Here is a 21284-nt window from a genome sequence, read left to right on the forward strand (position 1 = left end):
AGTCCTCCTTCACCTCCTGCGCGGGAGCGAAACGACTACGCACTGGCATCGCTCGGTTCCTCTTGCTCGTCGGCATCGCGCAGCTCGATTCCAACGTAACAGCGCCGCGTCTGGCCGTCTAGCCACTGCTTGTCGCGCTCAAACGCAACGTGCTCACGAAGTGTCTGTGTGAACCGATTTTTCGGCTTCACCTCGTACTCACCGGCTGTTGCATACTGCTCGTAGGCATCGTACACCTCGGCGACCGCGACGACGCCGTCGTCGACTTCGGTGAGCCGGTCCCTGACGAATGCCGGAATGCCGTACGGATCCGCGCTGTCGTCCTCCTGTGCGTCGGAATCGGTCGAGTCATTCGGGCTCTCGCCTGCCGGGTGGAGCGTCCCGTCCTGAACTGCGTCCACGAGTGCTGGAATCCCGGTGGATGTCTCTGTGTCTGGCGCGTGGATTTCGAGCGTCTGGTCACCCTCGATGGTCGCAATCGTATACGAGCGCTCCGTATAGTCCGGGACAGGCAGGTCGGTACCGGGCACAAATGGACGCTTGACAGGCACCCAGTCCGATTCAAACGCTTGGCGTGACTCGTAGGACTCGGGCAGTTCTCCCGGCCTGAAGACGGTGTATGTCTCGCTCTCGGCGTCGTAGCTGTACGTCGCGGGGAACTGGTCTTTCGACACGGCGTCGAACGAGTCGATCCGGGCGTGCTCGTCTCCGGCACTATCCTCGAGAACGAACGCATCGTCCCGCTCGAACCAGCGGGTGTGGCGACTGCCGCCAGTCGCCGGTCGGACGGCCGTAACCCCATCCGCGGCTCGCGCACCGCCGTTGAATGTGACATTGTGATTCATCGTATACAGCCGTGTTTCCCCGGATGAGAGCTGATTTCGCGGCTCGCTGAGGATCTTCGCGAGCCGGTCGGCGATCTCTGCGGCTGGTTGATCGTCGTGGTCTGCGACGACGAACAGCGGAATTCGCTCCTGTTCCTGGGCCTTCCGGAGGTTCGTGAGCACCTTCGCTGGGCGGACGTGAGTGGTGGTTTCGACTTCGACCTGGAGTTCCGAGTCGAGATCCGAATGCGTCGCGATGGCGTCGGGACGAGACTCCCCGTTTTGATCGAGGACCTCTACGGAGAACCCTGCCGTTGCGAGCGCCCGCTCAACTGCTCCGAGGACTGAATCGTGGTGCTCGCCCCCACCGGTCGGTGACGTCGACGTGTCGGCCGTGGCTGCCTGCTCACCCTCGTCTGTGAGCCGACACTGAACGGACGATGTACCGTCCGGGAGATCGACCTCGATGAGCGAGGATGCGTCCCGCACTTCCGGGAGCGTCTCGTAGCCCTGCGCTTCGATGGTGCCTTCCTCGATCCGAGAGAGTAGTTCCTCGTCGACGTCCTCGACGGACACCCAGCCGTTCGTCTCGCGGACGTCGTTCGACAGCTGAACAGCGCGGATCGCACGAGCCATCGCAACTTCCAGCGGCAGGTCGTCGGCATTCTCCAGAGCAACGTCAGTCGCCGCGTCACGGCTCTCCACGGTCGTTCCGCCAGCCACCCCGTACTCCTCGCGGGTATGCTCGTGAACAGCCTCCAAGGCGTCTTGGAACCGCTCGTCCTGCGCCCCGGTCAGTGGCTGCTCGCTGTCGGGGTGCCCGGGCGGAATCGGAAGCGGTTCGATACTGAACGGGTCGGGGCCGGTTTCGCCGAACTCCGGACTCGGGAGCTGGGCGATCCACTCACCACGCGGGAGCGAACTGATACGGTTCTTGAACTCGACGGGGTCCATCGCCTCGTGTGACAGCGCTTCGGCGATGTCGGCGTCGACGGCGATCTTCCCGACGAGGGGACTCCCGATGTTGTTCAGAACGTTCAGATAGACCTCGCGGTTGCCCGCCTCCTTCATCTGCTCGGGGAACTGCGTCACGAGTTCGATGGACAACCGGAACTCTCGCCCCTTTTCCAGCAGCGTCGTCAGCGTATCTGAGACGACGACGGAGGACGCCTCGTCGATGAGTAGGTTCGCGACGTAGTCGTCCGGCTTGCGGGCCAACTCCTCGCCGTCGCGACGCTTGACGGCGTCGTAGAGTTGCGTCAGAATGACGCCGGTCATCACGCGGGCAGCCTCGTCGCGGAGGTCGCCGAGGTCGAAGATGACCACCTTCTCCTCGTCGAGGAGGTCACGGAAGTCGAACTGCGACTCGGTGTTGTTGAAGATCCGCCGAAGATGGGCGTCCTGGGTGATGTAGTCCATCCGGTTGCTGATGCCGCTCACGACGTTCGAGAACGTCGCCGGGTTCGAGCGGAGGTGGCGCTCCAGTTTCTCGGCAACCTGCGGGTCGCTTGCCCGTGGTGCCTCCTCCGGAGTGGGGTCTGGCGGGCCGGCGGCGTGGAACTGCGTGACCGCGTGTTCGAACTGGTCGTGGGTGAAGTAGTTCGTATCCTGGCGGAAGTGCCCGTTTTCGAGGCCGTACTCCTCGTCGTACATCGCCTTGATGAGGTACTTGATGAGCGTCGGCGAGGCGATGGCGTCTTCGTACCGCTCCGGCCCCATCACGAGCTTGATGAGCTCCTCGTAGTGGTCGGCCTTGTCCTGAATCGCGTCGACGCGACGAACACCATCTTCCAGCGCTGGCGTGATGTCGAAGAACGCGAAGCCAGGCAGGATGTTGGGCACCGAGAAGTGGAGGACGTTCTCCTCGAGATCTGCGGTGCTGAAGCGCTTCGCGTGAGCCCGCATATAGTTCTCGGGGAGGTTCCCGCCTTTGGAGTCGATCAGGAACACAGGGCCCGTGGTCTGGTCGTATAGGGAGAGCGCATCGTTGATTAGCGCGATTGATTTGCCGGCGCCGCTCTTCGCGAACCGACCGACGTGGAACGGCAGTAGATGTGGTGGAATCCGCATCGCCTCCGGCGTGGGCGTGCCGTCTTCCCCGAGACCGCGGCCAATAGCCATCCCTGCGTCCGTGAAGGCATCCATATGGTCCTGCGCGGGGAGCGGCAGAGGGGTACGGCTCTCGGGCTCGGCATCGGACCCCCGCCCACCCTCGGTCGTGAGATCGGTCGCCGGCGGGACGACAACGAAGTTCGCGAGTTCAGCTGGTCCGAGGACGAGATCGGGGCGTGTCTTCCGCCAGTCACTCTTCGTCATCAGGCTGGCCTTGAACACGCGGTTGGCGTGCTTCTTAGCTCGCCGTTTCTTTCGGAGTCCACGTCGGACACGCTTCGGTCGCACCCGATAGTGGGGCCCGTTCAGGTGGTCGAACACCGATCCGATGTCATCGAGACGGTGGCCGACGCGCTCTTGCTGTCGGTCGGAGGTCACCAGCGAGAGCGCCCGCATATTCACGGTGAACGTCTGCTGTGGCTCTTTTTCGTCGATGGACTCGACACGTTCCCGTCCACCGATGTCGAGATACCGGCGCTGCCGTCCGGTGTTCGAGGGGCTGTGGGGTTCGTGCTCCGTATTTCCGAGAAGCTCCCCCGTGAACCAGTCGACAATCCTGTCCTCGCCTTCGCGGAGCTTCCGCTGGCGCTCCCGCGCCTCGTGCGTCCAGTCCGGCTTCCGCTGGAAGAGTACCTGAAACGCGATCGGATGGTCGGCACGGGTTAGCTGGTCGATGAGAGACGCGAGTGGGGCCCTCGCGTGGTCGTCGTCCTCGTCTTCCGTGTTCGTAAATTGGGGCAACGTCGTCATCCAGTCCTCACGACGGGAAGCCTGCCCGTGCCAGGTAATTCCGAGCGGTGTCGTGTCGTCGACGCTCAACTGCGTCTGCCTCGACTGATGATCGACGTCGTGCTCTGAGTCGGCCGACTCACTCACTGGAGGTTCGTCACTCGATTCGGTTCCGAACAGTAATTCGACGTCGTCTGCCGACGTGGATTCCTCCGAGACCATACTCCCACCGTCACCGACCGGCTCCTGCCCCGTCGCGTCGAAGGGCGTTACGGGCTCAGAGTCGGAGTGTGGGTCACCTTGGGGGTACTCAGAGGCCCCTGTATTCATCTCGGTGCGGTCGTTGTCTCTCTGACTACTGTCGTGAGCCGGCTCTGCTGGCGCCGGGAGCAGCTTCGCCTCCAAGTCGAGCGTCACCCGCTCGAACGTCACCGTCGGTGGATACAGTGTCCGGAGACGCTCCTCGAGGGCATCCATCCGGCGGTCGGCCCCGTAGTAGAACTCGACCGGCTCGTCTGCCCCCTCGCTCACTGCGAGGAACTCGAATACTGGCGGTGGATCGCCGAATGGCCCGATACTCGCGAGAAGCCCGTCGTTGCCGGCGTCGAGGCCGTGGAGGCCGGCTAGCTGCCGGACCACGGTCTCCGGCGCGAGGTCACTCCGGGACGGCGTAATCCGGATGTACTCGTCGCCGCTATCCGCAGCCGAGGGGTCTGATGAACGCTGGTCAGTCATCCTCCTGTGAACCAGTACTGGGTGGGTCGCCGCCGTCGGCCCGAGCGCCGGCGGGTCGACTGTCCGGACTCGTCACGCTCGCACTCGACTCGGGCTCGAGCTCGGCCACGTCCGCAGCGCCGCCGTCGATGACGTGGGCCTCGTAGTCACTTGCCCGAATCCGTAGTGGGAACCAGCCCTCTTGGTCGATGCCGACGAGACCCTCAGAGTAGCCGTCCTCGTCCTCGCCGGCCTTCGCGGAGGTGACCCAGTTCACCTGTCGCTCGCTGAGGTCGAACCACTTGGCGATCTTCTCTTTCTCCTCGTTGACGCGGTGGAGGACGGTCAGCGAACAGAGGTTCGCGATGGTCCGTGCCTCCGGCGTCAGCGCGAATTCACCCCCCGTTTGCGTGATGAATTCGAGGCTCAGATCGAAGTGGCGGCTGTGCCGGACAGCCGTCTCCAGGAAGTCCAGGGAGACGGCGTCGTTCATCAAGTAATGCGCCTCGTCGATACAGAAGACGACGCGCTTGTCGGTCTGCTTGACCCGCTCGTAGACGCTGTTGAACAGCACCTGCATCATCAGGCTGGTCTCCGCTCGGCCGCGGGTGCCCTCCTCCTGATGGAGATCGAGGTAGATGACCTTCGAATCGAGGTCGAACTCGGAAGGCCGTGCCAAATTCTCGAGTTCACCGCCCTCGCGGAACGACGGCCGGAGGTCCTTGAGCAACGACTGGGCATCAGACTGGACGGCCTCCTGCTCTCCGTCAGTGACGTAGCCGTACTCTTCGGGGTCTTCCACCATCTCCTCGAGGACCGTAATGACGTCGTGGATGGTGGGTGAGTCCCGGGTGTGCGTCTCCGGGTCGCGGGTGATCCCACGCTTCTCGTAGGCTTCCTGAACAGCCCGCCGGAGGGTCTGATTGCGCTCGCCGAGCGGGTGGTCTGCGACGTGCTCGAAGAACGTCGCGAAGAAGGTCATCACCCAGTTGATTTGCTCGCCCCACGGGTCGAGGTCGTCGACCTCTTGGAGGACGTGGTCGGGCGTCGGCTTGATCTCCAGCGGGTTTAGGCCCCGCCGCCCACCGACCGTGATACGCTCGCCATCGAGCGCCTCGTTGACGCCGGCGAACCCCCGCATCGGGTCGAGCATAATGATGACCGTATCCTCGTCGAACATGGCTCGCCGCACCAGCCGGAGCTTCGTCGCGAAGGATTTGCCCGCGCCGAGCCGGCCGATAACCATCATGCAGTAGCCGGTTTGCCGCTTGAAGCGGTCGAGGATGAGCGGGCTGGAATTCAGCGCGTACGTTCCGTACTCGATACCGGGTTCCGCAAACGCACCGGAAACGAAGGGGAACATCGCACCGACAGCCCCGCCGAGCATCGGCGTCTTGCTGTCGAGGGTTTCGTTGAACTGATCGAGGGCGATCGGGCTTGCTGACGTGAAGGTCTTCAGCTGGGACCATCGGGGCGTCACCGGGGTCAGATTCGCGGGGGCCTGCCGGGCCGTCGTCGACACCGACTCAGCGTCGATGTTGTCACGCTCGTCGCCCCTGACCGTGAGATACATCGAGACGTCGAACGCCTGCATCGTCGTGTTCCGGAGGACGTCGTACATCTCTTGGTGGTCCTCGAGGTCTTTCTCGACGCCTCGCGCACTCGCCCGATGTTTCTCGGTCAGATACTCGTAGTCGGCTTCGAGGTCCTCGATCTTGTTCTCCAGCGAATCCAGTGTCTCCCGCGTATCGCGGGGGTCGATGTGGATACTGACATCCGTCTGCTGGGTCTCTGCTGCGGCGTACAACTTCTCGAGGAAGCCATCCATCGGCGCGTCGGGGTATTCGCCAACCCACAGACTCTGTGCCCACTGGTGGTCCGTCCTCAGAGCGCTGGGCGTGCGCTCGATACTCGACGGCGTAACGACGGTCTGGTGGATTTCGGGGATGCCATTGACCCCCTCACCGTCGGCCTCGTAGTCGACGGGGAGCTGTGATTCGGCATCATTCGGTTCTTGGTCGTCTGGAGCGTTTTCTGCGGTCGTCTCGTCGTCAGTTTCCGAGCTATTCGAGCCGGTGAAGGGGAGCAGTTTTCTAATCATTGGTTCAGGGCTTTGATCGGTTGGGGCTGGTGGTATCCGAATACCGAATCGTTGGACTCTGCGTCTTCGATATTCGAGGAAAACGATGCTCTCAGCCGAACCGCATTAATCTCATAATCATGGCGTTGTTGGCATAGGTTATGGAGGTCTGCCGTACCGTCCAGGTCAAGCTTGAGGTGACCGAGGACCAAGCAGACCTGCTGCACGAAACGATCGACGAATTCCTGTGGGCAGCCAACTACGTTGTCGACGCTGCGTGGGACGGGGAGTGGGCTGAAACCCGCTCTTCCGTACTCCACAGCGAGACCTATGAGGACGTTCGTGCTCGGACAGGCCTCCACAGTAACCACGTGCAATCCGCTCGTGACTGCGCTATTGATGCGCTCAAAAGCGTCGTCACCAAGTGGTCGGAGGGCAAGTCCGCATCTCTGCCGACCTTCACCACCCCATTTTGTGAATATAATCAGCGAAATGCGACGTTCCACGACGATCACGCTTCGCTGAGTACTGTGGATGGACGCATCACCGCCGAGTACGTTCTGCCCGACGAAGTCCGTGATACGCCCCACGCTGAGTACCTGCACTCTGACGATTGGGAGACGACTATCGCGACTCTTCATCATCGTCGTGGTGATTTCTACCTTCACGTCCGAACAAAGGCGGACGTGGACGACCCCAAGCCAGTCGAGAACGGAGCGGTTCTCGGCGTGGACCTTGGGGTCGAGAATATCGCCGTCACCTCGACTGGCGTGTTCTGGTCCGGCAACGAATTGAACCACTGGCATGATGAATATGCTCAGCGACGGAACTCGATCCAACGGTGTGGTTCGAGATATGCCCACGAAAATATCCAAGCAATCGGCCGACAGGAGACCGGTCGCTTCAAACAATCGCTTCATCGCATCGCGAATGGCATTATCGAAGAAGCCGTCAGTACCGGCTGCACGGTGATTGCCTTCGAGGACCTGAAGGGTATCCGAAATCGAATGCCCGGCGCCAGGGAATTCCACGAGTGGGCGTTCAACCGACTCTACGAGTACGTCTCCTACAAGGCCGAAGAACGAGCCATCACCGTTGAAAAGGTCAACCCAAAGAATACCTCGCGCCGATGTTCCTCCTGTGGATGCTCGCGCGAGGGCAATCGCCCGTCGCAGGATACCTTTCGATGTCAGTCCTGTGGGTACGAGAACCATGCGGACTACAACGCGGCTAAGAACGTCGGGTATCGACTCCTTCGCAACCAAAATGGGGGCGAAGGAGGCGCACCCGTAGGCGTGCGCTTGAACACCGGAATGATGACCGCGAACGGCATTCAATCCGTACCGGAATCGGTTCGAGCGGGAATTCATGGTGAAATCCACTCCACTGGGTAGCCTACGACTTGGTGATGACCGGAGACGTGCGGAGCACCTGTTCGGGGTCGCCGTACTCGATTTCCGTGCCTGTCCAGTATTCCGCGACCAGGCGGGTGAGTTCGGCCGCATCGACGGGGCGGGTGTCACACCCCTCGATCCCGCGAAGGCCGCGCTCGACCCGCCGGCGCCGCTCGTCCAGTTCCTCGAGCATCGCAGCTCGCTCTTCCTCCTCCGGCGGCGCCGTGACAATCTGGACGAGGATCCCCAGCACGGGTATCCCAGCGAGCTTTTCGAGGAGGCTGGCCCGTTCGTACCGGACCTCTTCGGGCCGAACCGGGAGCAGGACGTAGTGGTCGCGAATGGTCATCTGGCGCTGCGCCAGCTCCCGGTCGTACCAGTCGACGTAGTGCTCGATGAGAGCCTGGAGTTTCTCGTTGGATTTGACATCCGGATCGCTCAGGCGATCCTCGTACCGTCCGACGTACTCGTCGGCCGGGAACGACTGCGTCGTCGAATAAATCTGAATCGGGAACTCGACGGTCGTATTGACGAAGTCCTGGAAGGCCTCCGTCTTCTGGGCCCACTCGTCGTCGGTCGAGAGCGCCATCGTTGGCGGCGACACCTGGACCGCCCCGACGAGGGCCCGATCCGTCCGCTCGATCGCGTCGTGACGTGGGTAGACGCGCTCGACGTGGGTGTACTCTTTCGCCTCCTCGTGGGCAATTTCCGTCTCGCTACGGTGGAAGTTCACGAACAGGCCGAGCCAGTCGAGACTGTTGGTGTAGCCGGGGGTGAGATAGACGAACAGCCCACCGAACGCAATCGCAATCGCCGCGAGGGGGATCGTGAGGGCTGACACCGGAACGCCGCGAACGCTGAGTGACGGTGGGATGACGACCTGCGTCACTAGGACTACCAGGACGCCGGGAAGCCCGGCGACGGCAAGGTCCGTCAGCGAGTACTTCCCGAGGAACTGGGTGTCGGTACCGAGCGACTTCGGAATGCGTTTCGCGGGGTCTGTTGCGGAGCTCATGGGTTGTTAGTGGATGTAGCGTGGTGGTTCATCAGCCGAATCGTGGGTTCGGTCCCTGGTTTCAGGATCTCTAAACTGATCCTGATTGCTACGGTCGTATGCGTCTCCTCCAGAGTCTGTACCGCCGGTCTCAGATGCGGATCTCGATCCTCCCCCTCCGAGATTCCCTCCGCTATTCCCACCGCTCCCATTCTCGGGATTCCGGAGGCGGGATCCAACATTGTTCAATCGCTGACCGGCTGAATGTGCTCGCGAATCTCCCGAATCGAAGACGTATTGGCCACTCTGGGTGATTGCGGGTTCATCCCGAAGTCCTCTCACAAAGTTCCGACTGCCCTGTTTTCCTGTGTTGATTCCTTGCTTAACCCGACGGGCACGATTTTTAGCCCGTTGAGCAGAGAAGTGATGAGCCATCCGGTCGCCGATGAAAAACAGGGCTCCAGCCTGCCAGAAGAGCACTAGTGGGGACACGAGAGCCAAGAAAGGGATCACCAGCGCTGAAATCCATATTCCGATCCCACCGAGCGTCGGCCCAGCACTGGTCCCGAGTAAATCACCTAGCCGGAAGAGGAGGGCCACAGGGACCGTCATAAAGAGGAAGGGAACGTAGAAGCTGGCGAGCTTCTTCATAAACTTTGAGACGAGCTTGAACGGGCCCACACCCGGAATCCAGAGAACTATCAGCAGAGGCATCAGGAGGACATAGAGATAGAGTGCGTGCTGTCTAACCAGATAAATGAGGGCAATTAGCAGGAAGAGGATGATATCGACTGCCCAGCTCAGGACGAGCCCGATAAGGCCGATTGCGCCGAAGGATAGGGTCTGAAACCAGCTGATATTGGATAGACTCGGGGTCAGGAAACCACTCAGAGCATCGATGAACCGGAGCGAAAGCGCAGCCATCCACCACCATGAGAGGATTCCCAATAGGCCAGCAAAGGCCCGCTTCTTGAGCTTAGATCGATGGTAGCTACTAAAGAGATGGCTGGTCGATTCGAAGAAAATAACCAATCCAATCGACAGCCCATACAGGGAAAGTGAGAGCGGGATGATCGTGCCCCAGTAGTAATCGTAGATGTTGGGCCAAGGTCCATTGGAGGGACGACTGAATGTAGAATCTGGGTGAGGGGTCCCGACAACAAGTCTGGCAAGTGAATCACCGAGACTCCGGATGGTTTCAATCGGACTAAATAGAGCCCGCAGTAGCTGCCGGAAGGCCTCGATAATAATGTCGACTAATGCTCCTCCACCTCCGGAACCACCGCTTTGTGCAAGCGCTGGTTGGGTGGCTAATAATAGCAGAACCACAGACGCACAGACGATCGTAGAAACCCTCCTGAGTTTAGGACGCATCGCTCTCACCTCCGCCGATGAGCTCTGCTGCGATCTCAGAGCAGGTGTAGGTGTCTGAAGTCCCGATAACTGACCGCTCCCCGCTGAGAGATACCTCTATCGTTTGTTCGAGTGAAGAACTGACTACTGTTCCAACGACAGCCACGAATTCAATCGCTTGGCCGGCACAGGTCTGCTCTGTCGAATCATCGTCAGTGAATACAATCGGTGGGGTGTTACCCACAAAATCAACAGCCTCGCCCGGGACGATGATGTTCTCTACTGGATCTTCGGGAGTAATGAACTGCTGAATACCCTTCCTGTCGTTGAGTTCTGCATTGGCTGCTTCGTTAGGTGCATCTCGATAGACGATCTGATAGGGCCACGTTGGCGCAGTCCCCATATTCTCGATGGTTAACGCGAGATTTCCTCGGTTTGCTCCTTCTTCGTAATGGGATGCTTCGGTAACCTTGAGATTTGGCCGCATCTCCAGCTCTCTGCTTTGCGAGGAATCCTCTCTTACCGCGGTCAGCTCGTACGTACCAGGATTGTAGTGTTCATAATCTCCCAGTCCAGGCTGGATATCCATTACTCGGAGTCGAACCGTCGTGGCGCCCTCTGCAACGTCGGCTTGGGTGTAGAGACTTCCATCAGGAGCGATGAGATTGAGACGGCTGACGTCGTGGTCCTGACTAAGTGTCACAACGAGTTCGGGGCCATCAAAACGGGTCTCTTCGAACACCGAATCCTCAGACGGTGACGAAGTCGAAGCTGGCGATTCGGAGTTGTTCCCTTGATTGCCATTTCCAGCACAACCTGCTAATCCACCCACTATCGCCGTCCCATACCACGCCAAGAGACGCCGTCGGCTAACGCACTGTTCCGACTCTGAGTCGTGAGATGTGAGGTGTTTTCCCGACATCATAGTGACCTCCATGGGGGCCAAATCCGCCAGCCGGTGATCCGGTCGAGGAAGAACACCGCAAGGAGGAACAACGAGACTGGGACGCCGATCCGGAACAGCGCCGACACCAACTGGAGCACTGAACCTTGCAGCAGAACGGTATCCGAGTCGCCGGTGTAGCCCGGTGGGTTGAGCCACCAGTGACCTGGCTCATATCGCGCCGACACACCGCCAGGAGGTCGCTCAATCGTCGTTGTGACGGTTCCGTTGCCGGTCGTGTTCAATCGCTGCCCGTTGATGACGACGTATCCATCCCGCCCGTTGGTGTTGATCGGTGCGTCGGTGTTCGCGTTCTGAAGGGTAACCCGGACGGTGACCGTGTCTTCACTCTGGTTCACCACCTCCAGGGTGAGATTGCTCTCGTAAATCTGGATTCGAGCGAACTCGTCTGCAGGCCGTTCCGCCTCGACACCTCTGACGAGTCCCCACGCCCGGATGGTCTCGGGCTGATCGTCGGCCGTGGACCGCGTCGCGATGCCGTAGCTGGCGGTGTACGGCTCCGTGAGGACGTCCAAGTGAACGTTCGACGGGAGTGTCGACGGGGACGTCGACGTGCCATACACGTCCAGTATCGTCACGTTTCGCCGGGGCGACGGCGTCGGCCCCGTCTCGATGGGATAGGCGTTCACCTGGAGTGGGTGAAGAGGCGAGTGAGCGGTCCGCTGGCCATCGTCGGAGCTGTAGACCAGCGTATCCCAGTCCTTGTCCCGGGCCGAGTAGAACCGCCAGACACCTCTGACATCGCCATCGGGTAGCTGGTAGCCGAGCCACGGCTGGTTCTTGTAAACAACGAGGCCGAGGTCGCCGTTCGGATACTCGGCGATGAATCCGGAGACTGCGAGGTCGTACTTCACGACCCCGATGGAATCGGTCACCGTGACGTTCTCGGTCGGGTATGAAACGGAGCTCTCCCAGTTGGTGCAGTCACCCTCGTCGTTGTGAGCGGTACAGACTTCGACCTCCTTCCGAAGCCGGACCGAGATATTCGCCTGGAGCGTGAGCCGATGCTCCTCACCGGCGTATCCATCCAAGGAGTATGACAGCGCCGGCGTGTGGGAACCACCAGCCGTCGTCTCCTCATTGCCGTTGACGAGGAGTTTCGTCTCCTCGATCTGGTGGCTCTCGAGACTCCAGTAGACGCGCCGGTCGCCGGAGGTGTCGTCTGGCGGCACCGCCACACGGTAGTCGACGGTACCGCGAAGCGTCCCCTCAGGAGCAACGTAGAGCGGCTGTCTCGACGGCGACAGGCGCGCTCGCGTGGATGGCTGGACGGCGAACACCTCAGTATACGCCTCTTTGACGAACTGACCGCTGGAGAGGTCGGCATCGGGCGGGTGGATCGACACAGAGCTGTTCGTCGTCGGGAACTCCTGGTGGTCGCCCCGGTTCCATCGCTCGACCGCCCGCGGTGGCGAATCGAACGGAACATCGGTCCCCTCGCCGAGCTGCTCGACCGCCGACCCGTTACTCAGATTCGCGCCGTCGGTCGCGCCGTCCTGATCCCCCGACCACAGTTTGTGAAAGGTCTCCTCCGGGACGCCGTGGTCGGTGCTGTTCGGAGGGTGGGCGCCCGCTGGAACGGCGGCTGTCGATGCGACGAGGACGGCGGACATGACGAGTGCGAATCCTGTTGCGCGATTAGAATCCACAACTCGTGCCACCGACCACGATGTTGTTCAGGATGAACTGGACGATCTCCGTCCCGAGCGGCGCGACGATCACGCCCCACAGCAGGCCCTGATTCCGGACCGACTTCATCTCCTTCTTCCAGTCCGACCGGCGGGTGAACGGGATCGCCACCGTCGCACCGAGGGCGAGGACGCCGCCGATGAGCGGCCCGCCGAACTGGATGATGGTGAAGATGTTCTGGATGGTGTCGGCCATGTTGGAATCACAGAAGGCGCTGCCAGGATCCGACTGCGCAGCCGCCGTTCCAACGAACAGAATCAGCGGGAGGAGCGCCAGCAGAATCGGACCGATGGACCTGTGAATGATCCGAATGACGGACGTCGATTCGTCAGTACTGGCCGGCGTCTCGCCGGAGGGGACCTGAGCACACATCGTGAGTGAGAAAGGAGTGATTAACCAAAAGAAGTCAGAAAATTTGGATGAATTTGGAGGTCTTCAAAGTTCTCCAAGTTCTCTAGAGAAGTTCCCATTCTGCGGGGATATATGCGACCACATAGCCTGAGTCGAACTAATGTCAGACGCCGATACAGCACCCAGCACTGGTAGCACCGGCTCCGACGTCGACGACGATGTCGCCCGGATCAATATGCGAATCCCGCAGGGGAAATACGAGTGGTTACAGGAGGAGCTCGACTCCTTCACGAGCGATACAGCGCGATTCCAGTATCTCATCCAGTTCTACTCCGATCATAAGGAAGACGACGCCGACTGCTGACCGACCGCGCTCGACAGGGCGACTTAGGCCTGCAGTGGGGCGACGATGAGAAGCGGACAATCCTCGCCCTCGAAATAGTACTGCTTTACCGTCGTTGCGTCGTCGAACTCGTCTGCATCCTCGGGAAGGGTAATGGTCCGGGCGCTGCTGTGTTCGTGGATCGAGTAGATGCCGAGTTCGGAGAGGTCCTCGCACTCGGCGGGATCCAGTTCTCTACTGACCGCCTCTAACCACGCTTCAACTGACACGGAGGGGCGCTCGTCCGAGTCAGCTTCTGAGAGGGTACTGCGGGGACTTGCTTGTGCCATGTTACATTTACACATACTTGCGCCATATCTACTAAATATTGACGGCCAACGTATTTCTTCAAATCAGGCTACATAACCAATGAAACGGGTGTCTGACGCTAATCGAATACAGGTCGAGAACGGCTAGTGCGCCGCTTCGAAGCAGGCCTGGAGATCGCTGCCCGTTGGGAAAGTCAGGATGATGAGAGGAATGGCTACCAACGACCATCCAACCGGATCCAGCTGGGGAAGTGGATACGTCGAGAGATAGCCAGCGATACCAACCATCACGAGAGGCGTATAGAGAAGAGTGGGAGCAACTGAACCGACCCGGATTGCGAGTGTAGGAGCAGTCGACTCGTAGACAGCGTCGACATAGGGACCTCGGCGATTCACGCCAAACGAAACCGAGTCCGCGTAGAGACTATGGACTGCGTAGTGCGCCGACTCATGAAGCACCCAGGCGACGCCACAGGCCACCAGATAGACACCGAACACCAGGACCGTCTCGTGTAGCATCGTGACTTAGTCCCGCACGTTTCGAAATGGACGAACCTCGTAGTTAAGCCTGCAGGCTGGATCGGAACAGGCACAGTCTTAACCAACAAAACACCGCCTTTCCGGTGGAGCGTTGGTTAAGAATTAACGGCCTGTTCGAGTGTTGCGCCGATCACTCGATTTCGATAACCTCGCCGTCCCCGTCGTGGAGCAGTTCCCGGATTTCGGCCAGGAGTTCCTGACCCTCGTCGTATAGATCATAGCCGTCCTCGAGCGACACCTCGTCCGCATCGAGCCGGTCGATGATCTCCTCAACACGGTCCATCCGCCGTCTGATGTCGGGGTCTTTCGGCATTCTCAGATCACTCCCAACCAGAGGGCAGTGATGAGCAACAACAACAGGAGGAGGGCAGCAATCGCGGCCTTGTAGTAGACCGGTGGAAGGCCCTCGGGAGCGGTCGCCTCCTCGACTGCCTCAGCCAGTTCCTGTTCGTGTTCGTGCTCCTGCTCGAAGGTCTCGTAGGCAGCCTCGAGCTGTTGCTCCAACGGTTCGATCTCGCTAGCGAGGAAGTCATTCCGCGACTTCGCGATGTACTCGCCGGCGGCCGTCGGGGTGATCGCGGCCATATCCGCCACCCGATCCGCGATCAGCCGGTCGTCAGTATGGCCGATAGCGGTCACAATCGGCGTGTTGGCGGTGAAGATCGCTTCTGCGACTCGCTCGGTGTTGAACGCCTGAAGGTTCGAATCGCTCCCGCCACCACGGCCGACGATGATCGCGTCGACGTCCTCCGAGCGGTCGAGATGGTGAATCCCGTTCGCGATGGACGTCGGTGCCTCTGACCCCTGGACGGTCGCATCCTTCACCAGGATATCGACGGTTGGGTCCTGCTCGTGTATCGCACTCTGGATGTCGTAGCGAGCATCGCCCCGGAGTGAGGTGACGACACCGACCCGTTCCGGGAACGCCGGCGGGCGCTGTTTCTGCTCGTCGTCGAACCAGCCACGCTCTTCGAGTTCGCGTCGCAGTCGCTCGACTGCGGCCGCCTGGTCGCCGTCGCCGACGACGATCATCTCCCACGGCTTGAGGTCGATTTTCCCACCTTCAGTCCAGTAGTCGACATCGCCTTTGAGGATGACCTCGGTCCCGTCCTCGAGATCAGCATCCAGCTCCCGGTAGCGGTTCGCCCAGATCATACAGGGGAGCTCGGCATCGCCGTCGGTGAGCGTGAAGTAGAGTGCCGTACTGTTCTGGTGGAGGTCGGTGACTTCGCCGATACAGCGGACGCCGTTGAGGGCAGGCGTGTCCTGGACGACTGACGCAATCCGGTCGTTCAGCTGGGATACGCTAAGGACCTCTTTACCGTCGGGTTCGACCGCCTGCCGCTCGGTATCCGGTGCGTCCGCCATGCACATTTCTAACTACTGGTTGGCAGTTTCAAAAAGATGCCCCAGACCCCTCTTTTTAAAATCTCGTGCCGCAGTTGGAACAAAATTCCTCTGAGGAATGTCTTCGGGCTCCACAGACTTCACATTCCTCTTGGATTGCTGTGCCACACTCAGGGCAATAAGGTTCGTCCGTGACACCGCGCCCGCAGACGGGACATTGTCCAAATAGTGCCGTCCCACAAGCCTCACAAAACTGTTGGTCACCAGTAACGGACTCTCCACAGACCGGGCATTCATCAATCTCGTCATCTGGACCGGTTTCCTCCTCATCCTCCTCGTCGTCCTCTGGTTCTGGTTCGGGTTCTGGTATTGGGATAGTCCCTCCAGAGAACAAATCTTCGTCTTTTGGGATTTCAGGCGTTTGTGAGCTTTTCACGTATTTTGATAACCACTCATCCAGACGGTGGCCAACGACGTCACGAATCAAGCCTTCCAATTTCTGATGTGAGAGCGACTCATCGATGCTATTCATGTTCCGAAATACGTCCTCAAACATCTTCTCGCCGTTAGTTTCACGCCGAATCTTCGCATCAAGGGCCGCTGTAACTCGACGGCCTTTGGTGTAGTGTGCGTTTGAGGAGGTCCACTGACTTGGATCGACTAAAACAGAGCCACTGTGTCGGTCGGTAGTTACGTATCTGTGGAAGGCAGAAAAAGGGATCCGGCTTTCAAGATACGTGAGCAACGCGGCATAGTAGTTCGTCGTGCCTTCGATGAGCCACTGCGTTGAACTATCTCGGGTCCACTCTTGGCGTGTATGAACATACTCATGAACCCAGGTGTTATTGGCGTGGTCCACCCTACTCGAGTCAACAGCCCAGAAGCCATTCACGCCACTCTGAAGCCCTCCCCACCCCCAATTGATGTTTGAGGGGGCTACAACGACAACAACCCCGTCGTTCTTACCCCCCACTTTGAGGTTTTTCGCTGCGTAGCTCAACGATTCTCGTACATCACTAAGTGACGGCCTTAGTGACGCGTGCTCTGGAATAGCGATCCGAAAGGTCTGACCACCCGCTTGAAATCGCTCTTGAGTATGGGGACCAAGGTAGACAATATTCCCATCCGAACTCACAATTCCTTCCTGTCTAATATCATGTTCCTTTTGCAGCTCAATGTTCCTACCAGAGTACCGCCACGATGTATTGATAGGTGGATATTTTAAAAGAGCCCACCCACCCGTATCAACAAATTCGTATCCGCCTGCGTTCGTCCGATCCACGTCATAACGGAACCGAATCCATGGGTCCTCCGTCGCCCCATCCCATTCACATTGATGTCCCTGAGAATTTGAAAACCCACTGGTAGTTTCTGGGGTGAGATAATCAGGAAACGAGAGAGTTAGTCCCCCTAAATCCGGGTGAACATCGTATTCGGCATACAGATGAACCGTCCCCTCAGAGTTGTGGTCGAGTTCCGCAGATAGTTTCTGGGTGAACGTTCGAGACATTGTAGATCAATTAGCGACTCGAATGAGGGTATTTTCTGCTGTATAATAAATCTGCAAACTCATCGGAGTGTGTAGATCGGGTATCGTTCTGCAGGGTTTCCTTTGGTGAATTGGAAGGCCATTCTTTTTAGGTATCGCGGAAGAGTTGTCGTTTAATGGCGATACACCCTGTCTTGGTCGTCGGCATCGGTAGAACGGGGTGTAATATCCTTTCTGCGGTTGACGAGGTTGTTACTGCGGAAGGGGTAGAAGATCGGTTCCAATTCCTCGCAATTGATTCGAGTAATCAAGATCTTCAAGCATTTGCCCCCGAATCTGCAACCACATACGAGCTAACAATCGATAGAGAGGCCTACAATTGCGCTTCTGAGAGTTTGGCCTATCTACAGAGAGAACCTGAACTTGTCCCTGAAGCAGGGACCTCCCGTCGACGTCCACTCGGTCGTTATCTAGTTGACTCCAATGCGGACTCTTCGAGCCTGTACGACTGCCTCTTGGACCAGATTAAAACTCTGTCAGAAATTTCTTCAGATCCTAAACTACGGCAGATATGGGTTATCAACAGCCTCGGGGGTGGAACAGGATCAGGAGCATTTCCACTCGTTACCTTGTTGCTCCAGAGGTGTAGCTCTGAAATCGAAGAAACTGTCGAGATATTCGGTATCGGCTCCTTGCCGAGATTAGATCGGTTACAGGAGCAAATCGATGTCCCTGATGGTGAACCCGTTCATTATGCAAATGCCTATACGGCACTTGCAGAGCTCCGGAGACTGATGGATATCGACGGGGAAACAATGTATCCAATTGAGATCGATATCGACTCTTCGCCGGCCAGCATTAGCTCAACCTCACTCTCGATCAATCAGAACCCATTTGAAGGATATTGGCTGCTCGGGTTCAACGAAGCAAACCGATTTCATAGCGGTGACAGTTCACAGATTAATAGGTTGGCAGCGCGGTTGATATTCTACCTAGCGTCAGCTGAAGCTAATGATTGGTTCTGTCAAGGCCATCTGTATTCCGTGGCCGGCGTCTCGGTTGAGATACCGATTGAAGAACTACAGCAGCTCTATTCCCTTAATCGGGAACTGGGCGGTCTTGATGACGAGCTTGGTACTCTTCGTAACCGGCGTGAATCCATTATCACAGCCGCCGAATGGATCGAGTCTCTACTACGAATGACGAGCCAAGTGTCTCCAGCTGATGGAAGTGAAACGGACCACTTCGGTGGAACTGCCGAGTCACTACCGATCGATGAGAATCTAAAATCCGACTGCATGGACCTAATTTCAGTAATTTCTGGTACCTCCGAGCCGGACAGTTCTCGAACGGATGTATTTGAGAATCGGGTCCAAAATCTCGTGCAGACAAACCGAGAGCGGATCCCGGATGATGTTCCTGCAGAACCTGCGATCAGGTTTCTCTGTGCCTCTCTGCTACGGAAGCAAATCAGACAAGAGATTGCAACCCATCCACTCCCCGGCTACTTGCGCAAAGTAGGAAATAAGTGGTTCTCGGACGAGATTGATGAAACCCCCCAACCTGAGATAGTGAGTCAATGGAACTCTCAGGACGAGAATTTTCAGGAGTGGTATGAAAATCTACTTATTAGGCTTCAGGAACAGATGGAAAATCTTCAGGAACGAGTCTCTAATTCCCTCATCCCTCGCTTTGTCTCTGATTCAGGCCAACAATTAAACGAATTCGAAGACGATGTGAGACGTGCTGAGCGATTCGTTGCCGAATTCGAGAATCTACGTGATTTTGAAGCCTATCTCCATACTCAAATAGAAGAAGTTCGTCATCAACTCAAAGAACAGCGCCGTAACTTGGAAAAGAAGGCCGAAGACAAGCAAGAGGCCTGGGAAAAAGCACAGCAGCGGTGGGCCCGTCTTTCGCAACAACGTTCTCAGCTGGAATCCTCGATGGAAGAACTAACCCATCAGGAGGGACGTGTCCGTGTACCACTCCAACTTGAAGAGGACGCCGCAGACAATGACCTACGAAATTCGAATTTTAGCTCACTACTATCCAAGGGGGTACTCAGCAAGCAAGATTTGAGAGAATCTCTCGAAAAAGGGATAGCGTTACTTGAGGAGCCAGTAGAAGATCTGGCGGAATCACAGTTCGGGAAGACGACCGGCCGGCTCGGTATTATCGCAGCGGAAGACGACCATAGCCTTCTCAAAGGATTGCTATTGAATGGGGAGAAAAAATCGGGGTCTCTCCGGCGTGAACTCTACTACCAATTCAAAGATATCGATAATTTTGTCACCGGGAAACAGTCGAGTTCCCTCTCTCTTTTAGGATTCTACTCACCTGTTTCACTACAGTACACGAGTGAGTTCGGCACGATTCATCAGTACCACACTGATCCAGAATCTGATGTCTCCTCCCTTCTTGGGTCAATTTTTGACTCGGACTTACAGGAGCGATTCGCGTATCCAGAATTACTCAATCGACCAGACTAATTGGCTCTGCGAACTCTTATTTCTCAGACAATCTATTCTTAGATAAGAAATAAACCGCGTGATAGCGGGGGCTTATCGAGGACGTACAAATGATTCACTGGTAACGGCCGATCTTACAAAATGCACTTGCTATTGCTTCACAACCGATGTGTGAGGCTTAGCTAAATACGAATGGACTACTGAATTCTCCGAATAGGCCACGTCACACTTGGGTTTCATATCCCATCCTTGTAATGTAGCTCGTAGAGGTACTTATGTCGACAGAGTCCTCCGAAGGTGACAACGGGAGAACGCTACTATCGAAGCTGAGAGCGACCGGAACGCCGCCGAGATCACCGGCGGGGACGTTAATAGTCGAACGGTTCGCACAGATGGTCGGAATCACCGATATCACATCTCGTTATGATGCGTACCTGTACCTTGTCGTAGGTACGCTCCTCGGTGGCGTGGTGTCTTGGCTGTTCTCTCCGCAGTTCTCGATGACAGGGGCCGGTACACTCCATCCGTGGTCGGTGACCTATCACGGTTCTCTCCTGTTCGGGCTGTTCCTCACAATGCAACTTCGAGACTGGTACCAACAGGGAATTGATGATCTTCAGGTCGTGCCTAGTGTAAGGGATCGGTTTTTGCCGCTGACACCACCCTCGATTCGATGGGGGATTTATGTTGCCGGCCTAAGTCTCCACTTTGGGTACTTTGTGGGAGTCGGAGAGATCTCAGGCGTCTATGCGTTCGAAGGAATGCTGAGCGGTTCCATCAAGTATTTATTTGTCATCCCGTTTATATATCTTCCAGTCATCGCCGATCTTCTCACCACATTTGTCGGTATACATATGATGTTACCCTATCGGATCCACGACGAAGCGATCGATCTAGACTTCGCAGATACCATTAATTTCCACGGTCTCCGGCCAGTCGGGCAACTGATCAAACGAGGGACTCAGACCTACTTCGTAGCGTTATTGTTGTTCACTTTGTTTTTCTTGCGAAAGGTCTTCCCGATCGCAGAAGTTACTGGTGGGCGATTTGCTCTATCCGGTGGAGCGTACACCCAGCCATCGGATATGGTGTTCATTTATCTCTTCTTTGCTTGGGTCATAGGGATCCTATTCTTCGTTGTCCCCGTTGTGTGGATCCACCGGTACATGCGTCACCAAAAGCAACAGGCCCTCGAAGAACTACATGCCGATATTGAGGTTTCTGCCGTCCGACTAAAGGACGTCACAACCAGACCCGAAGACCAACAGGAGTTCTTCGACTCGGTGTACCTATATACGGCACTCGACCGAGTTGAGAACGGACATGAATACCCAATCGACTATCGGTTGCTCAGAGGAGTTCTGCTAATCGGGCTATTACCCTTGGTGATCAATTTAATCACGTACATTTTGACGACGTTCGTTCTCCCAGGTTGATCCAAAGACGGACTGGATTTGTATTGTGTCGTCCGACGCGTGATCAAGCTAGTCGGCGTCGGTATCATAGTCTGTAGCCATTCACGGGTCGAGTCGACCTGCGGTGGTTTCAACGTCCTACCGAGTTGCATTTAGGCCTGAAAGAG

15 protein-coding genes are annotated in these 21284 nt (G+C 57.6%); 4 read left to right on the top strand and 11 right to left on the bottom strand.

Going from position 1 to position 21284, the window contains the following annotated elements; all coding sequences use genetic code 11:
• Window positions 1-35 precede the first annotated feature (35 nt).
• Window positions 36-4400, bottom strand: coding sequence for a primase-like DNA-binding domain-containing protein (locus tag IEY38_RS17730; RefSeq protein ID WP_188979910.1), 4365 nt, complete (start codon window positions 4398-4400; stop codon window positions 36-38).
• A complete protein-coding gene (locus IEY38_RS17735; protein ID WP_188979913.1) occupies window positions 4393-6480 on the bottom strand; it encodes a VirB4 family type IV secretion system protein in 2088 nt (695 codons plus the stop codon). The genes IEY38_RS17730 and IEY38_RS17735 overlap by 8 nt, the downstream gene beginning before the upstream one ends.
• A gap of 140 nt (window positions 6481-6620) precedes the next feature.
• On the opposite strand from IEY38_RS17735, the gene IEY38_RS17740 reads away from it, so the two are divergent.
• Window positions 6621-7853, top strand: coding sequence for an RNA-guided endonuclease InsQ/TnpB family protein (locus IEY38_RS17740; RefSeq protein WP_004592038.1), 1233 nt, complete (start codon window positions 6621-6623; stop codon window positions 7851-7853).
• Window position 7854: 1 nt separating this feature from the next.
• Here the strand turns inward: IEY38_RS17740 and IEY38_RS17745 are convergent, their stop codons facing one another.
• From IEY38_RS17745 to IEY38_RS17765, 5 genes are all read right to left on the bottom strand, one after another.
• Window positions 7855-8868 carry a hypothetical protein gene (locus IEY38_RS17745; RefSeq protein ID WP_004592039.1) on the bottom strand — a complete coding sequence of 338 codons (1014 nt, stop codon included), beginning with the start codon at window positions 8866-8868 and terminating at the stop codon, window positions 7855-7857.
• A gap of 6 nt (window positions 8869-8874) precedes the next feature.
• Entirely contained in the window at window positions 8875-10221 is a 1347-nt protein-coding gene (locus IEY38_RS17750; protein WP_049909262.1) for a hypothetical protein, read from the bottom strand.
• Window positions 10211-10942: a hypothetical protein gene (locus IEY38_RS17755; RefSeq protein WP_004592041.1), complete on the bottom strand. Its 732-nt coding sequence runs from the start codon at window positions 10940-10942 to the stop codon at window positions 10211-10213. The genes IEY38_RS17750 and IEY38_RS17755 overlap by 11 nt, the downstream gene beginning before the upstream one ends.
• 179 nt (window positions 10943-11121) lie before the next feature.
• Window positions 11122-12813, bottom strand: coding sequence for a hypothetical protein (locus tag IEY38_RS17760; RefSeq protein ID WP_229775377.1), 1692 nt, complete (start codon window positions 12811-12813; stop codon window positions 11122-11124).
• Window positions 12803-13225, bottom strand: a complete 423-nt coding sequence (locus IEY38_RS17765) for a hypothetical protein (protein ID WP_004592043.1) — start codon at window positions 13223-13225, stop codon at window positions 12803-12805. Before IEY38_RS17765 ends, IEY38_RS17760 begins: the two co-directional genes overlap by 11 nt.
• A gap of 139 nt (window positions 13226-13364) precedes the next feature.
• Here IEY38_RS17765 and IEY38_RS17770 point away from each other — a divergent pair, with 139 nt between their 5' ends.
• A complete protein-coding gene (locus IEY38_RS17770; protein WP_004592045.1) occupies window positions 13365-13568 on the top strand; it encodes a hypothetical protein in 204 nt (67 codons plus the stop codon).
• 23 nt (window positions 13569-13591) lie between these two features.
• Here IEY38_RS17770 and IEY38_RS17775 read toward each other — a convergent pair whose 3' ends face one another.
• The 4 genes from IEY38_RS17775 to IEY38_RS17790 form a co-directional block, all read right to left on the bottom strand.
• Window positions 13592-13876: a hypothetical protein gene (locus tag IEY38_RS17775; protein WP_004592047.1), complete on the bottom strand. Its 285-nt coding sequence runs from the start codon at window positions 13874-13876 to the stop codon at window positions 13592-13594.
• Window positions 13877-14525: 649 nt separating this feature from the next.
• A complete protein-coding gene (gene xseB, locus IEY38_RS17780; protein WP_004592052.1) occupies window positions 14526-14708 on the bottom strand; it encodes an exodeoxyribonuclease VII small subunit in 183 nt (60 codons plus the stop codon).
• Window positions 14709-14710: 2 nt separating this feature from the next.
• Window positions 14711-15763 (bottom strand): exodeoxyribonuclease VII large subunit, encoded by a 1053-nt coding sequence (xseA, locus tag IEY38_RS17785; RefSeq protein WP_004592054.1) that lies wholly within the window; start codon window positions 15761-15763, stop codon window positions 14711-14713.
• 55 nt (window positions 15764-15818) lie between these two features.
• On the bottom strand, window positions 15819-16742 hold the full coding sequence (locus tag IEY38_RS17790) for a zinc ribbon domain-containing protein (protein ID WP_161607595.1): 924 nt from the start codon (window positions 16740-16742) through the stop codon (window positions 15819-15821).
• Between the two features lie 665 nt (window positions 16743-17407).
• Between IEY38_RS17790 and IEY38_RS17795 the strand changes: the two genes are divergently transcribed.
• Entirely contained in the window at window positions 17408-19723 is a 2316-nt protein-coding gene (locus IEY38_RS17795) for a tubulin-like doman-containing protein (protein WP_049909265.1), read from the top strand.
• Between the two features lie 254 nt (window positions 19724-19977).
• Window positions 19978-21138 carry a hypothetical protein gene (locus IEY38_RS17800; protein WP_152420782.1) on the top strand — a complete coding sequence of 387 codons (1161 nt, stop codon included), beginning with the start codon at window positions 19978-19980 and terminating at the stop codon, window positions 21136-21138.
• The last annotated feature ends 146 nt before the right edge of the window (window positions 21139-21284 follow it).

Source organism: Haloarcula sebkhae, from assembly GCF_014647415.1.
Classification (GTDB): domain Archaea; phylum Halobacteriota; class Halobacteria; order Halobacteriales; family Haloarculaceae; genus Haloarcula; species Haloarcula sebkhae.

Bases quoted from the DNA above. Each gene is read 5' to 3' on its own strand.
- IEY38_RS17730 (WP_188979910.1), bottom strand. From the start codon at position 4,400: ATGACTGACCAGCGTTCATCAGACCCCTCGGCTGCGGATAGCGGCGAC.
- xseB (WP_004592052.1), bottom strand. From the start codon at position 14,708: ATGCCGAAAGACCCCGACATCAGACGGCGGATGGACCGTGTTGAGGAG.
- IEY38_RS17775 (WP_004592047.1), bottom strand. From the start codon at position 13,876: ATGGCACAAGCAAGTCCCCGCAGTACCCTCTCAGAAGCTGACTCGGAC.
- IEY38_RS17750 (WP_049909262.1), bottom strand. From the start codon at position 10,221: ATGCGTCCTAAACTCAGGAGGGTTTCTACGATCGTCTGTGCGTCTGTG.
- IEY38_RS17765 (WP_004592043.1), bottom strand. From the start codon at position 13,225: ATGTGTGCTCAGGTCCCCTCCGGCGAGACGCCGGCCAGTACTGACGAA.
- IEY38_RS17795 (WP_049909265.1), top strand. From the start codon at position 17,408: ATGGCGATACACCCTGTCTTGGTCGTCGGCATCGGTAGAACGGGGTGT.
- IEY38_RS17735 (WP_188979913.1), bottom strand. From the start codon at position 6,480: ATGATTAGAAAACTGCTCCCCTTCACCGGCTCGAATAGCTCGGAAACT.
- IEY38_RS17770 (WP_004592045.1), top strand. From the start codon at position 13,365: ATGTCAGACGCCGATACAGCACCCAGCACTGGTAGCACCGGCTCCGAC.
- IEY38_RS17745 (WP_004592039.1), bottom strand. From the start codon at position 8,868: ATGAGCTCCGCAACAGACCCCGCGAAACGCATTCCGAAGTCGCTCGGT.
- IEY38_RS17740 (WP_004592038.1), top strand. From the start codon at position 6,621: ATGGAGGTCTGCCGTACCGTCCAGGTCAAGCTTGAGGTGACCGAGGAC.
- xseA (WP_004592054.1), bottom strand. From the start codon at position 15,763: ATGGCGGACGCACCGGATACCGAGCGGCAGGCGGTCGAACCCGACGGT.
- IEY38_RS17800 (WP_152420782.1), top strand. From the start codon at position 19,978: ATGTCGACAGAGTCCTCCGAAGGTGACAACGGGAGAACGCTACTATCG.